This is a genomic window from Virgibacillus carmonensis (genome assembly GCF_057836705.1).
This window is the reverse complement of record NZ_JBYQFJ010000001.1, coordinates 91,719-107,232: the sequence shown is the minus strand read 5'-3', so window position 1 is coordinate 107,232 and position 15,514 is coordinate 91,719. Positions and strand designations below refer to the sequence as shown.

The window sequence follows — 15,514 nt, the reverse complement described above, 5'->3', positions numbered from 1 at the left end:
ATCATGCTTTATTGTCTTGCTCTAGCGACTAGTGGACTTCCCTGAACAGCCGCTTCCGCTTTTCTCCTTTGGTACTACCAACCGAATAGTAGTCCCGCGACCAATTTCTGATTCTATTTCTACTACTTGTTTTTCTTGATAGAAAAGCTGTAACCGCCGTATAACATTGCTTAAGCCAAGTCCTGTTGAGTGACCTACATGCTCATTTGAGTTGTTAGTTAAGGAAAGTAATTGTTCTATTTGATCTGCTTCTATACCAATCCCATCATCCTTAACCTCTACCATAACCATTTTCTCAGATTGATAGATATGTAGTGAGATAATTCCTCCATCTTCCTTCTCCTCTATTCCATGAATAAACGCGTTTTCTACTAGGGGTTGTAACGTCAACCGTGGAACTAGAATATCCAAGCAAGAATCATCTATAACGAGCTTGAATTGAATCCGTTCTGAAAAACGCGTTTTTTGAATAAGGAAGTAATCTTTGACCACTTCTACTTCATCGCGCAAAGTTATTTTACCGCCAATATCTCCTAAACTATGTCTAAGGAGCGTTGCCACAGATTCAATCAAATTAGAGGTTGTTTTTGCTTCTTCTAAATATGCCATTTTTGATAAGGTGTTTAACGTATTAAATAAAAAGTGTGGATTAATTTGATTTTGTAAATGCTTTAATTCCATCTCTTTTACTAATCGATCTAGTTCGGACTTTTCTTTAATTTCTTCAACAAGCCCATGTATATTCGACCGCATATTATTAAATGTATCGCCTAGCAGCTTTAGTTCGTCCTTCGATTTAATTTGAACAGGTTCACCAGCTAACTCACCTCTAGATACTTCTTTTGCAGCAATTGATAACTTTTTCAAAGGGCGTGTAATACCATTTGAAAACCAAAGTGCAAAAAAGATTGCTAGAATTACACTTGTGATAAATAAAAATATGATAAACAATAGAAAAGAATGATTACGCAATTGCATATCTTTGTAAAAAGATTGATAAGCATTCAACTCCAGATTTATTAACTCCAAAGTCAATTCTTGTATATAACTGGACGCATTTCTTGTTTCATCTAAATGGTATGTGAATTTTTCGAGATCATCTTTGATAACAAAACCAACTGTCAACTCACTTTCTTGAATAAAGGTTTCTATTAAATTAATGTAGTTTTGTAACTCTATTTTATCTATTGTATAAAAAGACGATCCTAGCGCTTCCTTGTCCGAAATTAATAACTTTCTAGTTGTATAATAATCCTTACTATTCTTCTGATTGGGTTCTCTCACATACGTCTTTGTAAGTGAATATAGTTCCTCAGACTGCTTTGAAATGGAATTTAACAATAAAAACCGCTGGAAACTTTCATGGTATGTATTCGTCAACTGATTAGAACTTATGAAAATGGAAACTGCTGTAACGTAAAAAAGGATAACAAACACAAAGAAATAAACGATCAACTTTCCTCGTATCGTTCTCATCTTTTCACACCACCAGGAGTTTTAATTAGGTCTTGTTTTTGAATTATTTTAGTCTCAATATACTTTTTACGATCTAGAAATTTATTAGTTTGTAGCTCTATCATTACCTTTACAGCATCCGCACTCATTTTTTCTGGATATTGAGCTATCGTTGCATCAAGAAGACCCGCACGTACAAGATTTAAGGTTTCTGGTAACACATCAAAAGCAGTTATAAATATTTCTTTATTAGGTGATATTTCCTTAACTGCATTAACAATCCCAATACCATCCAATGCACTTGTACCAATTAAAGCATTTATTTCCGGATATTGTTTTAGCAAAGAATATGCAGCTTGTGTTGCACCTATTTCTGTGATATTTGATTCTTTACTATCGACTATATGAATCCGATCGATAGATTCGATTGCATGTTTGAATCCTGCAATTCTTTCCCGCTGATTTATAGCATCAAATCGTCCCGTCACAATTCCTACAAATTGAGGACCTGTCGTATTCTCGATGATACTCTTACCCGATAACTGACCTGCATAAAAATTATTTGTACCCACGTATACTTGACGTTCACTATTTTCCACATCGGTATCAATAGTAATGATTGAAATACCTTGCTCTATTCCTTTGTGTACTAATTCAATAAAACGTCGCCCTTCAACTCCTTGTATAATGATCCCATCAACTTTTGCAGATATCATCCTGTCTAATAATTTCAGCATTTCACTATTGTCAGCTTTTTCGGGAGCAACATATTCTAGATAAACACCATTTTCCTGTGCTACTTTTTTAGCGCCTTTCTCTATTAATTTCCAATAATCGTTGTCACTCTCTTCTGCAATCAAAGCAAAATGATAAGCATAACTTTTGGACACCACTTTCTCAGGCTCAATATAAAACGTTTTATAACCATAAATAAACATCCCTACAACACTTATAAGGAAAAAGACAGCAGATATTGTATACAATATCAATTTAGAATTAGGATTCATTCGTGCCTGGCACCACCCGGAGTTTGTCATATTTTGTCGAAACAAAACACAGGAACATCAGAATATCCCTAATTTTTCAACTACTTATTTCTTAATTATACCTTACCATTCGTTTTGTTCAATATTGTAAATTAACTTAAGAAACTAGTTTAAAAATAATTAAAAGGTATTCCCAGCTAGAGAATACCTTCTAATCTAAGTATGTGAAGCAATAAACTCATAATTACCTGAAAGTTCATACTCCTTTTGTGGAGGGTAAAATAGATGATCCCCTTTTTTAATTGGAAAGCTTTTATCCAAAACTTCGATCTGAACACTATCCTCTATAACACTAACCTTCCACAAGTCACGCTCTAACTTTCTAATCACTTTACCATTCAAATTCCAATGATAAACACTAAAATACCTCTCTTCTACAAGCTTTTTAGCAGACAAACCCCCTCAATAACCTCTTCATATCTTATCATAATCCCTTACCAAAAAGAGAGCGCATGCTCTCTTTCTTAATTGATCGTTTCCAATAGTTTATATGCTTCTTCTTTAGAGGTAACATGTAGTAACTGATTTCGGAAATTCTCATCCATCAATTTACGGGATAGCATCTGTAAAATTTTCAAGTGTGCATCTCCAGCACTTTCTTTCGGTACAGCAATCATAAAAATAAGTTTCGCATCAGTACCATCCATGCTTTTCCAATCAACACCATCACGTTTGATCCCAAATACAACTGCCGGCCGTTTAACTGCTGATGACTTCCCGTGTGGAATTGCAATATTCATCCCAAGCCCTGTAGTACTTTCACTTTCTCGAGCTAGAATTGCCTGTTTAAATTCCTGTGATGAACTTAATAGATCAAATGTATCCAGTTTACGAATCAGCTCATCAATAACTTCTTCCTGGCTGCTTCCAGTCAGATCCGTATCGATTAGGTCAATGCTCGTAATATCCGTTAGTTTGTTAATTTCAATCGTTACTGGTTCTGCTTCAACCTGTTCCTCTACTTCCGCTGAATCTAATTCATTCTCCTCTGATTCAACTTCCTGTGCATCATCTATATTACTATTTTTTTTCAACATATTAACCATCACTGCAGTAACAACCGACCCAACAATTGCTGCAATAAAGAACATCAACACGTTATCGACAGCACCTAATACCGCCACGATTGGTCCACCGTGCGCTACCCGATTTCCTACACTTCCGATCATAGCAATAACTGATCCAACCATGGAACCAACCATAATGCTTGGAATTACACGTATCGGATCTTGTGCTGCAAATGGGATGGCACCTTCTGTGATTCCAAACAGACCCATCGTGAATGTAGCTTTCCCCGTCTCTCTTTCAGCAGATTGATACTTTCGTTTATTGATGAATGTAGCTAGACCCATTCCAAGTGGTGGTATACAGATAGCAACGGCAATCGGTCCCATTATTTCATAATTTCCTTCTGCAATCATAGCAGCACCGAATAAAAAGGCTACTTTATTAAAGGGTCCACCCATGTCAACTGCGATCATCGCTCCTAAAATAAGTGCTAACAGAATAGAACTTGTTCCTTGCATTCCTTCAAGCCATGTTGTTAATGATTCGAAGACTTGCGCAACAGGTGCCCCAACAACGAATATAAACAACAATCCAACGATTAATGAAGCAAATATCGGAATAAATATGATTGGCATTACTGGCTGCATTGCTTTAGGTACTTTAATCTTTTTGATTGCCAATGTTACATAGCCAGCTAAGAAACCTGCGATAATTCCACCGATAAATCCTGCTCCAGCTTCACTTCCATAAAAACTTCCATTTGCCGCAATAAATCCACCGATTATACCCGGAGCAAGCCCTGGCCGATCAGCAATACTTACCGCGATAAACCCGGCCAGAATAGGAACCATAAAGCTAAATGATGCAGCACCGATACTTTCAATTTGTTTCCAGAATGAACCCTCTGGGATAACAATTCCACCAGCTGTCTGTTCTCCTCCAAGCGTTAACGCAACCGCGATCAATAATCCACCAATTACGATGAATGGAATCATATAGGACACACCATTCATCAGATGTTTATAAATTGGGTTTTCCTTTTCTTTACGCTTTTTCTTTATCTCATCAGCTGATTGTAATTCGGCTTTATATACAGGAACCTCTCCACTTTTCACTCTATTTATTAATTCTTCCGGTCGTCGAATTCCATCTTGCACACCCGTTATTAACAACTTTTTTCCGATAAAGCGCTCTTTAGAAACCTCTTTATCACTTGCGATAATAATGCCATCTGCTTCTTTTATATCTTGTTCCGTAAGTCCATTTTCCACTCCAATGGAACCTTGTGTTTCGACTTTTATATCAATGCCCATCTCTTTGCCTGCTTTTTGCAAATTTTCAGCAGCCATATACGTATGAGCTATGCCAACTGGACAAGCTGTAACAGCTAATATTTTCATGATGTTTCCTCCCACTATTTTATAATAAGCAAACGCTTTCTTTTATTATATACCTAGCATGTCCATTCAATAATTTTCATTTTTACCAGAGCTATGGTAAAAATGAATTATTTATCAAGGAGGATTAAAATATCAGATGGATCATTTGCTGCTGTTATAGCTTCGACCAGCATTGGCTGTTCACTGAACGATGCTATTTGCTGAATAAGCTCCTTTGTTGGATTATCCCTTTCATTCGAAACTGCCAGCATAAAAACAATCGAAACCATTTCATCTCCCCATTCAAGTGGTTCTGCTAGTACAGCCACAACAACGGCCGAATGTTTTACCAAGTGTGGGCTTCCATGAGGTATTGCTATTGCCCCTCCAATCGATGTGGCTGAACTTTTTTCACGAAAAAGTGTACTATGGACAAATTCTTTATCTACAAACCCTTTCTGATAAAGCGCATTTGCAAGCTTTTCGACGACTTTAAAACGATGATCCGTATCTACGTTCAGATAAATTAAATCCCGATCGATTAATTTAGAAAGATAGGAATTTCCTTGATAGTTCGTTTCCTTCTTTTCTGCTTGATGAAAGAATTGATCCAATTTATTTTTATCCGTTGCTTCTAGAAGTGGTGAAATGACGATATGGGACACAGTTACGTTTTTAAGGGGAACAGTTGAAATAATAAAATCAACACTGTTATGTTTTATACATTCACTTACCTCTGTTTTTCCAACACAGTCTAAAATAGTAATACCTTTATAGGTCTGTTCAAGCTTTGCCCGCAATAGATGTGACATACCAATCCCCATGTGACAAACAATAAGAACACTTTTTTTCTTATCTCTCTTTTTCTGTAACCTTTCGATAGAAGCTTGAAAATGTAGAACTAAATAGGCCGCTTCATCTTCTGGGATATGTAAATGATAGGATTCATTCATATCCTCTAAAGTCAGCACGACCATGCTAAACATGTACGGATACATCTTCTTAATATCGGATAGAAGCGGATTCGTAATTGGAAAACCATAAGTTAACCGGTTTATGACAGTATCCAGGTGGACCGTTAGCCCCTCCATTAACACTGAATCTTCCTCAAAGTTAATCATTGTCAATTGCTTTAACTTCAATGTGATTTCCGTAACAATCCTAGTTAAATTATCGTTTAATCCTAAGAAACTGCTAGATTGATCGTCTGTTTTCTTACAGCTAATTAAATGCCAGGTAAAATAGATTAACTCTTCCTCAGGAAATGAAAGGCGAAATGCAGATTCCAATTGGTCTAGAAAGCCTTTCGTGTAGCGATATTCACTGGTTTGATAGATCGATTCCTTCTTTGAATCAGGTATGGACACAGTTGATCGTTGCCGCGTTCGTTTGATCATGATAAGTGCATGGACAAGAAGGCTTTCCATTGCTCCATCCGTAAATGCAACAGAATAATTATGCTGTAAATCCGTTAATGCCTTTTTAACGGTGGTTATTTCATATGGCAAAAATAAATCGATTACATAATTCATATTACCCAGAACAGGAGGAATAAGCTGTGATAAATGTGCTAGTGCACTGCGTTTATTCAATTCCGTACCCGTAATCATATTTCCCAGTCGCTGTTTTGACACGAGTATTAGATCAAAACGATCCAGCCATTTCGTAACTTTCTCCAAATCCTTTTTAATAGCTGTCTTATGAATATAGTATTGCTCAGCGAATCGTTGCAAGCTGATTGGTTTATCACTGACCAATAACTGATAAGCCATTTCCATGATCCGCTCTTCCTCTGATTTTGATCCTTTAGAAAGAAGTAACTGAAATAACTGTGACCGTTCTCCAGAATCTATTTCAAGATACACACCTAGACCCGGTTTGCGAATAAGGCTTGCGCTCGGATATGGAGTTATAAATTCCTCAATATGTTTCAGATCATTACGTACTGTTTTCTCCGAACAATGAAGCCGCTCAGACAGATCCTGTACGAGCAAAGCTACGTTATGATCTACCAGTAAAATATGTAATAGTTCCTTTTGTCTATCATTCATGGTTACACCCACTCATTTTCCGATCGAAATTTATTGTTATGCTATATCTTACCATTAGATTTGCTTCAGAGCTAAGAAGACTTTTCAGCTTAAAAACCTCATTCGACAACATTCGACAAAAAACGGGAAGTGACAGGCACTAACCCAATCCACCCCTCCAAAATAAAACCAAAACATTCACCCTACATAGAATTATCAAAAAATACATTGACTTCTATACAATATGCTTTTATAATCAACCTAACAATCGTTAGGTGGTGAAAATAGTTGAAAGAGAAACTAATCGATGCAGCTTTACATCAGTATTCTACACATGGCTATCACGGTGCAACGATGAGAAAAATTGCAACAGAGGTTGGAATAAAACCTGCATCCATTTATTTTTTCTATGAAAATAAGGAAAAATTATTTATCGCAGCTTTTCAACAATTACTAGATGATCATTTCAGTCAAATGGAGAGGGTTTTAAACGACAATAAAGGCAGCCCTGTTAATCACATTTTCTCTGCTTTGCTTCATGGTATTGTTGCTCACCATAAGGGAAATGAACAGCGCACAACTGCATATATCTCTCTCGTCACATCACCTATACCAGAAATTAATGAGTACCTGAATAACTACATGTTAAGCATCAATGATTGGCTTGTAAAATCACTGGAATCTGCCTTAAAAAAAAGCTACCCACTGATGCCATCATCTGAAGTGGATCGTGTGATTAAGCAATGGATTCTCATCGGGAATGGTGTTTTTTGGGGGATTAAATTGTATGAAGGCAAGGATTTTACCGAGCACGTGGAATTGGCTGATCAAATGATTCATACCTTATTTTTGGAGCTTGAAGAAAAATATACAACATAGTTTATAGGAAGAGTTGGGAGGAATAGAAAATGAAAAATCGATTTAGTCTAGTTAAAGATTATGAACTTGAACCGATACCACAAGATAAACGAAAAGGATGGGTGAAACTATCATTTGTCTGGATGGGAGCAATTGTAGCATTATCGGCGATTGTTCTTGGAGGGGCATTGGGGGCTGGATTATCATTTTCTCAAGCCATTATAGCTTCATTTGTCGGTTCATTCATTTTGGCTGTACTCAGTGCGCTATGCTGTGTTGTGGGAGCGAAGACAGGTTTGTCAACAGCCCTCGTTTCTAGATTTGCTTTAGGAAAGTATGGATCTTATGCGGTTTCAATTATTATCGCAATTGCCTTATTTGGATGGTTTGGTGTTCAGCTTGATTTATTCGGAGCAAGCTTACACAATATTTTAATTGATGGTTTAACTATTAATATTCCTCCACTTATTCTAGTTCTCGTTGGTGGACTATTAATGACTACAACAGCATTTATCGGGTATAAAGCGATTGAAAAGTTAAGTTTACTGGCAGTACCTTTATTGGGAATTTTGTTAATTAGTTCTCTAATAAAAGTAATGAGTAGTAATAACCTTGGAGAAGTAATTAATGCACCTATTCTTGGAGATCCACTAACACTTGGAACTGCAATTTCATTAATCATTGGTTCACTTGCAATAGGTGCTATTATCGGACCGGATATTTCCCGGTATGCACGTTCTACTAAAGATGCAATCATCTCATCTTTCATGGCATATTTTGTAGGGTTTAGTATTGTTTTAATTATTGCTGTAGTTCTAGCAAAAGCAACAACTCAAGTTGATATCGTTGAGATTATGCTCGGTCTCGGTTGGGGAACGGCTGCACTGCTCGTTTTAATACTGGCGCAGTGGACAACAAATGATAACAATCTATATTCTTCTGCACTTGGATTCTCCGTAATTTTCCAAAAAATTCCCAAGTCTATATTAACGGTTATAGCCGGTGTTATCGGCACGGGAATGGCAGTCGCTGGTATATATGAAAATTTCATTCCATTCTTGAATTTCTTAAGTGCCTTAATTCCTCCTATTGGGGGCATATACGTGGCAGATTTCATGGTTAACCGCAAAAAATATAGTTTTGAAAAGCTCGGAGAAACAAAAAATGTGGAGGTAGTTGGTGTTAGTGTTTGGGTAATAGCTGCACTAGTAGCATTTATGACTATACCTGCCCCAAATGGATTTGGTTTGTTTACGCTAACAGGCGCATCAGGCCTTGACGCATTTCTAGTTGCTTTCGGATTACAGCTTGTCATGGGGAAATTAATTAATCGTACGAATAAGGGATCGATTACGAAACCAAACATTAAAGGGGGAAAAGTTTCATGAGATTAATAGGTAAGCAAGAAATAGAAGATATCGCAATTGGTGCTGCTCTTTTGGGTACCGGTGGTGGCGGAGATCCTTATATAGGTAAGTTAATGGCATTACAAGCTATTGAAGAAAATGGACCTATTACGTTATTATCCGTTGATGAAGTACCTGACGATGCACTTGTAGTTCCATCTGCAATGATGGGAGCTCCGACTGTTATGATCGAAAAAATTCCGAGTGGAGAAGAAGCCGTTGGAGCTTTTAAAGCATTACAGGCATACATGGGTAAAGAAATTTACGCAACCATGCCTATCGAAGCAGGTGGTGTAAATTCATTATTACCTTTTGCCTTAGCTGCACAGTTAGGTTTGCCTGTTATTGATGCGGATGGAATGGGCAGGGCTTTTCCTGAACTGCAGATGGTAACTTTTTATTTAGACGGCGTATCTGCTACACCAATGGTTCTAGCGGATGAAAAAGGAAATAATACGGTACTTAATACCATAAACAATGTATGGGCAGAGCGAATTGCTCGTAGTGCGACCGTCGAAATGGGTGGGTCTGTCATGCTTTCCATTTATCCCATGGATGGAAAAACAGTAAAACAAAGCGCCATACACAATATCCTGCAACTGGAAGAAAAAATAGGCCAAACCATTCGTGAAGCTAAACTCAATAATTATGATGCAGTTTCCGAGGTGCTAAAGCTTACGAACGGATACACATTGTTCAAAGGAAAAGTAACTGACATCGACCGTAAAACGGAAACTGGCTTTGCACGTGGTATAGCTACAATCGAAGGAATGGAAAACTATCAAAATGAAGAACTATACCTAAAGTTTCAAAACGAGCATTTACTAGCGGAAACAAAGGAAAAAACGTTATGCATGACACCAGATCTAATTGCTGTACTGGATTTGGATACTGGAATGCCAATTACTACAGAAGGATTGCGATACGGAGCCCGTTGTGTCGTTGTAGGGTTGCCTTGCGACGCTAAATGGCGTACTGAAAAAGGCATTGAAGCAACCGGTCCCCGATATTTCGGTTATGATATCGACTTTGTTCCAATTGAAGAACTTATAAACAAGGGGGAAGCATAAAATGACAAGCTATCGAATTGGAATTGACGTGGGTGGAACACATACAGATGCTGTCGTTTTAGATGAGGCATATAACGTTATTGCAGAAACGAAAGCTCCTACTTCTGCTGATGTGAGCAGCGGAATATACAACGCATTAAAGGAAGTAGTAGCTTCTTCAAAGGTCCCTGCCCGAGATATTGATTATGCGATGCTCGGCACAACCCATTGTACAAATGCAATCGTCGAGCGAAAACGTCTTAATAAAATTGCAGTCATACGTATTGGAGCACCTGCTACGCTTGCGATAAAACCACTAGTTGGCGTACCAGAAGATCTTAAGGCTATTTTAGGAAAATATATGTATATTGTACGGGGTGGTCATGAATTTGATGGTCGTGAAATCACCGATCTCGATGAAACGGATATATACCGAATTGCAAATGAGGTAAAAGGAAAAGTAGATTCCATCGCTGTAACATCTGTTTTCTCTCCTGTAACAAATGAACATGAACAGCGCACATCTGAAATATTGCAAGAAGTTCTTGGTGATGAAGTAGCCGTTTCATTATCGAGTGAAATTGGAAATGTCGGGCTTTTGGAAAGAGAAAATGCAACTATTTTGAATGCAGCAATCGTTAATGTTGCCAGAACAACAGCAAATGGATTTGTAAATGCATTGAAAGAAGAAGGCATTCATGCGAAAGTCTTTTTCGGTCAAAATGATGGAACACTTATGTCAATTGAATATACGGTACGTTACCCAATCCTAACCATTGCATGTGGACCAACAAACAGTTTACGTGGAGCGTCCTATCTAACAAATTTATCCGACGCGTTAGTTATCGATGTAGGCGGAACAACAACCGATATTGGCGTTTTAACAAATTCATTTCCGCGTCAATCATCACTAGCTGTAGAAATCGGTGGGGTTCGTACAAACTTTCGTATGCCAGATATTATGTCTGTAGGGCTTGGCGGCGGTACCATTATCCAAGTTAACGAAGATAATTCATTTCAAATTGGTCCTGACAGCGTTGGCTATCGACTAACAGAAGAAGCACTCATTTTTGGCGGTGACACGTTAACTACCACTGACATTGTTGTTGCATTAGGAAAAGCAAATCTAGGCGATCCATCAAAAGTAGCCCACTTGGATACTGATTTGTTAGGAAAGATATACGCAAAAATGGTGAACTTGGTGGAAGAAGCACTAGATAAAATGAAAACAAGTGCAGAACCAATACCAGTTATCTTAGTTGGAGGTGGAAGTATTTTGCTTCCTGATACACTAAAAGGGGCTTCCAAGGTCATTTGCCCGAATAACTTTGGTGTAGCAAATGCAATTGGATCAGCTATTTCACAAGTAAGTGGTCAAATTGAGAAAATCTTTTCAATGGATGAACTTGGCCGGGATAAAACAATAGAAAAGGCGAAAAACATGGCACGGGAAGAAGCAATTATTGCAGGTGCTGACCCTGACGATCTGGTAATTGTTGACCTAGAAGATGTTCCTCTCGCATACTTATCTGGCAATGCCACTAGAATACGAGTAAAGGCAGCCGGTTCGTTAAAGAAAACTACTTTGGCTTAAACTAAATCAGCAGGAGACAATTAGGATTGTGCTCCTGCTGATTTTTTGTTTTCTGCCGACAGACCTCGCATGCTCACTCTCACCAATCGAGAAGCAGCAGATACTCCAAAAATCAAAAACTAGTATATTCTTCCTTTCTATCAGTAATTAACATATGCCCTGGTGCATGTGAAATCATGATAGTTGGTTTTGCATATAAACATACATTTTGAGGTGTAACTCCACAAGGCCAAAACACTGGTAACCTTTCTTTTTCATCAAAAGTGACGCTTTCACCATAGTCAGGTGAATGAATGTTGGTGATTCCTATTTCCTCAGGTTTTCCTATATGAATAGGGGCGCCGTGTGACGTACTAAACTGTTCAGTTATTTTTGTTGCAGTCTTAACTTCATCTTGCTTTAATGCCCTCATGCTAACTACCATATTCCCTTCGAATATACCGGCTTTGACACAAGGTATAGTCGTTTTAAACATGGGGACTACTTTGCTCTGTTCTTGGTGTAGCATTCGAATTCCAGCTTGCTTAAGCGCCTTTTCAAATGTAAAACTACAACCAATTAGAAAACTAACAAAGTCATCCTCCCATACATCACAAATATCCAAAACTTCTTTACTAAAAACCCCATTCTCATAAACCCTGTATTTAGGAATGTCCGTTCGAATATCCGCATCAGCTATGGTTGGAGTGACATTGCCAGCTTCCAGAACATCTATCAAAGGACACGACTTCGGATTCCTCTGACAGAATAGCAGAAATTCAAACGCATATTGTTTTGGCAGTGTAATAAGGTTTGCCTGTAAATAATCATTGCATAGACCAGACGTCGTGTTGGCATCCAGGTTTTTGCGATACAGTAGTCTCTGATTGCTCGGGTTCATACCATCTCCCCTTATCTATTCAAGTAGTCCTACAGGGAATAAAATCAGTTCTGGTAAATAAGTAACGAGTATTAGAACAATAATCAATATTGCCACCTGTGGAAACAAGTATTTAAACATCTTTGGTACTTTTATCTTTGCGATCGATGATGTAACAAATAAACATACACCTAATGGTGGCGTAACCATACCAATAGTTAGGTTAACTGCTAACACAATTCCAAAATGAACTGGGTCTATACCAGCTGCTAAAACCAATGGTAAGAACAGCGGAGTAAATATAGAAACAGCGCTTATCGTATCTATAAAAGTACCGGAAATTAGTAAAACTATATTTATTACAAGTAATAAAATAATAGGATTATCAGATACAGGGCCCATTAATTCTATTAACTGGTTTGGTATTTGGTTAAAAGATAAAAACCATATAAATAAAGATGCTGTTCCAATTAGAAACACGATCGTTGCAGTAGTTTTGGCTGTATCCAGCATAATTTTCCATAAATCTTTCATCGATATTTCTCTGTAAACAAATAAACCGATTACTAATGAATAAAATACCGCTACAACCCCTGATTCAGTGGGTGTGAAAATTCCAGAGACTATACCACCAATTATGATAATCGGCATAAGTAATGCCAATACTGCGTCTTTAGCCCCCACAATTACCTCTTTAAAGGTCGCTTTCCTATCACTAGATCGATAGTTATTTTTCTTACCGATGTAGTAACTGTATCCCATTAATCCTAACCCCATTAATAAACCTGGGATAACTCCAGCAACGAATAAATCACCTATTGAAACGCTTGCAATTACTCCGTACAAAATCAGTACGATACTAGGTGGTATGATCGGTCCGATTGTCGATGAAGTAGCCACAAGACTTGCTGAAAAACGGGGATCATACCCTTCTTTATTCATTGCGGGAATCATCATCCCTCCAATAGCAGCTGCTGCAGCAATTGCTGTACCGGTTAAAGCCGAGAAAAATATACTGGATAGAACTACTACCATAGCTAGTCCACCAGGAAGAGGTCCTACGATAGTTTTCGAAAAATCAATTAGACGTTTCGAAATTCCCCCTTTTGTCATAATTTCACCTGCAAGAATAAATAGAGGTACTGCTACAAGGGTGAAATTGTCTATCCCACTAAAAACCTTTCTTGGCACATTTATTAATAACTCGATATCAGTTAGCATAATTCCGAAAATAGATACAGCTCCTAATGCAAAGGCAATCGGAACTCTTAAAATAATTAGAATAAATAATAATACAACTAACCAAATCATGTGAACACCTTCTTAATGTGGAAGTATAGCATGAATAGCGCGCTAATTGGGACTGCCATGTATACGTAAGCTTTTTTCACTGGAAGAATTCCAAGAATTTGACCCGAAGCAAAGTTTTCCATTACTAATACATACCCATAGTATAAAAGCACAATGATTAAAACTCCTACAACGATAAACTCTATTGTTTTTAGGATTCTAGAAAACCATTTAGAAGGATTATCGTATAAATCAACAGTTAGATGCTCTTTATTTTTTATTGCAAGCGCAGATCCAAAAAGAATGCTATAAACGAAACAAATCATTAAAACCTCTTGTGACCAACTTAGTGGTTGCTGCAAGGCATATCGATAGATCACTTGTAAAAAGGTAATTATTACTGTTGCCGATAAAGCGATTGTTGTAATTGTCTCTAATAATTTCCCAAGAAACGTATCGAATTTATTAAGTAACACGGAATCACAACCCTTTGTAAAAGCAGCCCATAATCTTGTATTATGGGCTACTCTATTTATTGTTCTTTGATTCTGTCAATGAGCTCTTGTGGAACTTCTTCACTAACTGCATCTTTAACGTTTTTAGTTGCTTCACGAAAAGCGTCACGATCAGGTTCAGTAATGGTTACGTCATTTTCCTTTAATGTTTCTATAATCTCTTTTTCTTTGTCAGCAAGAAATTGTCTTTGATAATCTGTAGTTTCTTTAACAGCACTTTGCACAGCCTTTTTATGATCTTCACTTAAACCATCAAAAAAGCTTTCATTCATCACTACAATTGCTGGTGAATACGTGTGTGAAGTAAGAGAAACATATTTTTGCACTTCATAAAATTTCATGGAGTTTATAGTTGGTAAAGGATTTTCCTGTCCATCTACTACACCTTGATCAAGAGCCGAATATAATTCATTAAATGCGACAGGTGTTGGGCTTGCACCTATAGCCTTCATGTGTGCTTCCCATACAGGAGCAGGTTGAACGCGAATTTTCAATCCTTCCGCATCAGCTGGTGTAACAATTTCTCTTTGGTTATTTGTTAGATGTCTAAATCCAACTTCCCAATATCCCAACCCCTTAAGGCTATTTTCACTTGTCAATTCTAATAAATCTTTCCCAATCTCACCGTCAAGGACACTATACACATGTTCTCGATCAGTGAATAAATATGGTATTCCGAAAACATTCATTTCTGGGACAGTATTTGCGAATGAACTATCCGCAGCTACTGTTGTCATTTCGACAGATCCCCCTATCACTTGTTCGATGACATCGGCTTCACTCCCGAGGGTAGCATTAGGATGAATTTCAATTTGTAATTCTCCGTCTGTTTTTTCATCAACCAATTCCTTGAACTTTTTAGCAGCAATATGATACTGATGTGTTTCAGATCCCGAATGGGCCAACTTAATAGACTTACTTTCCCCATTGCCTTCATCTGAACTTGAATCTGAACAAGCAGCCAAAACTATAACGAACATTGCGACAATTGTTAACGTAATTACCTTTTTCATTTTTATTTTCCC

At 37.5% G+C, this 15,514-nt stretch carries 13 protein-coding genes; 4 read left to right on the top strand and 9 right to left on the bottom strand.

Annotated elements, in window-relative coordinates; translation table 11 throughout:
- Nucleotides 1–21: 21 nt before the first annotated feature.
- From AC3G7N_RS00510 to AC3G7N_RS00490, 5 genes are all read right to left on the bottom strand, one after another.
- On the bottom strand, nt 22–1,476 hold the full coding sequence (locus AC3G7N_RS00510) for a sensor histidine kinase (RefSeq protein ID WP_489420175.1): 1,455 nt from the start codon (nt 1,474–1,476) through the stop codon (nt 22–24).
- Entirely contained in the window at nt 1,473–2,462 is a 990-nt protein-coding gene (locus AC3G7N_RS00505; protein WP_489420174.1) for a substrate-binding domain-containing protein, read from the bottom strand. Before AC3G7N_RS00505 ends, AC3G7N_RS00510 begins: the two co-directional genes overlap by 4 nt.
- Before the next feature lie 195 nt (nt 2,463–2,657).
- A complete protein-coding gene (locus AC3G7N_RS00500) occupies nt 2,658–2,897 on the bottom strand; it encodes a hypothetical protein (RefSeq protein ID WP_489420173.1) in 240 nt (79 codons plus the stop codon).
- A 68-nt stretch (nt 2,898–2,965) separates the two neighbouring features.
- Nucleotides 2,966–4,909, bottom strand: a complete 1,944-nt coding sequence (locus tag AC3G7N_RS00495) for a fructose-specific PTS transporter subunit EIIC (RefSeq protein WP_489420172.1) — start codon at nt 4,907–4,909, stop codon at nt 2,966–2,968.
- Between the two features lie 107 nt (nt 4,910–5,016).
- Nucleotides 5,017–6,939 (bottom strand): BglG family transcription antiterminator, encoded by a 1,923-nt coding sequence (locus AC3G7N_RS00490; RefSeq protein WP_489420171.1) that lies wholly within the window; start codon nt 6,937–6,939, stop codon nt 5,017–5,019.
- A 267-nt stretch (nt 6,940–7,206) separates the two neighbouring features.
- Here AC3G7N_RS00490 and AC3G7N_RS00485 point away from each other — a divergent pair, with 267 nt between their 5' ends.
- From AC3G7N_RS00485 to AC3G7N_RS00470, 4 genes are read left to right on the top strand one after another with little or no spacing between them, the layout of a single operon-like run.
- A complete protein-coding gene (locus AC3G7N_RS00485; protein ID WP_489420170.1) occupies nt 7,207–7,797 on the top strand; it encodes a TetR/AcrR family transcriptional regulator in 591 nt (196 codons plus the stop codon).
- A gap of 29 nt (nt 7,798–7,826) precedes the next feature.
- Complete coding sequence (locus AC3G7N_RS00480) at nt 7,827–9,164, top strand: purine-cytosine permease family protein (RefSeq protein ID WP_489420169.1); 1,338 nt, start codon at nt 7,827–7,829, stop codon at nt 9,162–9,164.
- On the top strand, nt 9,161–10,252 hold the full coding sequence (locus tag AC3G7N_RS00475) for an S-methyl thiohydantoin desulfurase family protein (protein WP_489420168.1): 1,092 nt from the start codon (nt 9,161–9,163) through the stop codon (nt 10,250–10,252). Before AC3G7N_RS00480 ends, AC3G7N_RS00475 begins: the two co-directional genes overlap by 4 nt.
- 1 nt (nt 10,253) lies before the next feature.
- Nucleotides 10,254–11,825 (top strand): hydantoinase/oxoprolinase N-terminal domain-containing protein, encoded by a 1,572-nt coding sequence (locus AC3G7N_RS00470; RefSeq protein WP_489420167.1) that lies wholly within the window; start codon nt 10,254–10,256, stop codon nt 11,823–11,825.
- Between the two features lie 112 nt (nt 11,826–11,937).
- On the opposite strand, the gene AC3G7N_RS00465 is transcribed toward AC3G7N_RS00470, so the two are convergent.
- Genes AC3G7N_RS00465 through AC3G7N_RS00450 form a run of 4 tightly spaced genes read right to left on the bottom strand, consistent with a single transcriptional unit; the run spans nt 11,938 to nt 15,502 of the window.
- A complete protein-coding gene (locus AC3G7N_RS00465; protein WP_489420166.1) occupies nt 11,938–12,705 on the bottom strand; it encodes a putative hydro-lyase in 768 nt (255 codons plus the stop codon).
- Between the two features lie 15 nt (nt 12,706–12,720).
- On the bottom strand, nt 12,721–13,995 hold the full coding sequence (locus tag AC3G7N_RS00460; protein WP_489420165.1) for a TRAP transporter large permease: 1,275 nt from the start codon (nt 13,993–13,995) through the stop codon (nt 12,721–12,723).
- Complete coding sequence (locus tag AC3G7N_RS00455; RefSeq protein WP_489420164.1) at nt 13,992–14,450, bottom strand: TRAP transporter small permease; 459 nt, start codon at nt 14,448–14,450, stop codon at nt 13,992–13,994. The genes AC3G7N_RS00460 and AC3G7N_RS00455 overlap by 4 nt, the downstream gene beginning before the upstream one ends.
- 56 nt (nt 14,451–14,506) lie before the next feature.
- Nucleotides 14,507–15,502 (bottom strand): TRAP transporter substrate-binding protein, encoded by a 996-nt coding sequence (locus AC3G7N_RS00450; protein ID WP_489420163.1) that lies wholly within the window; start codon nt 15,500–15,502, stop codon nt 14,507–14,509.
- Nucleotides 15,503–15,514: the final 12 nt, after the last annotated feature.

Excerpts from the sequence above, each read along its gene's own strand:
- AC3G7N_RS00510 (WP_489420175.1), bottom strand. The coding sequence starts at position 1,476 with ATGAGAACGATACGAGGAAAGTTGATCGTTTATTTCTTTGTGTTTGTT.
- AC3G7N_RS00505 (WP_489420174.1), bottom strand. The coding sequence starts at position 2,462 with ATGAATCCTAATTCTAAATTGATATTGTATACAATATCTGCTGTCTTT.
- AC3G7N_RS00495 (WP_489420172.1), bottom strand. The coding sequence starts at position 4,909 with ATGAAAATATTAGCTGTTACAGCTTGTCCAGTTGGCATAGCTCATACG.
- AC3G7N_RS00490 (WP_489420171.1), bottom strand. The coding sequence starts at position 6,939 with ATGAATGATAGACAAAAGGAACTATTACATATTTTACTGGTAGATCAT.
- AC3G7N_RS00480 (WP_489420169.1), top strand. The coding sequence starts at position 7,827 with ATGAAAAATCGATTTAGTCTAGTTAAAGATTATGAACTTGAACCGATA.
- AC3G7N_RS00475 (WP_489420168.1), top strand. The coding sequence starts at position 9,161 with ATGAGATTAATAGGTAAGCAAGAAATAGAAGATATCGCAATTGGTGCT.
- AC3G7N_RS00470 (WP_489420167.1), top strand. The coding sequence starts at position 10,254 with ATGACAAGCTATCGAATTGGAATTGACGTGGGTGGAACACATACAGAT.
- AC3G7N_RS00465 (WP_489420166.1), bottom strand. The coding sequence starts at position 12,705 with ATGAACCCGAGCAATCAGAGACTACTGTATCGCAAAAACCTGGATGCC.
- AC3G7N_RS00460 (WP_489420165.1), bottom strand. The coding sequence starts at position 13,995 with ATGATTTGGTTAGTTGTATTATTATTTATTCTAATTATTTTAAGAGTT.
- AC3G7N_RS00450 (WP_489420163.1), bottom strand. The coding sequence starts at position 15,502 with ATGAAAAAGGTAATTACGTTAACAATTGTCGCAATGTTCGTTATAGTT.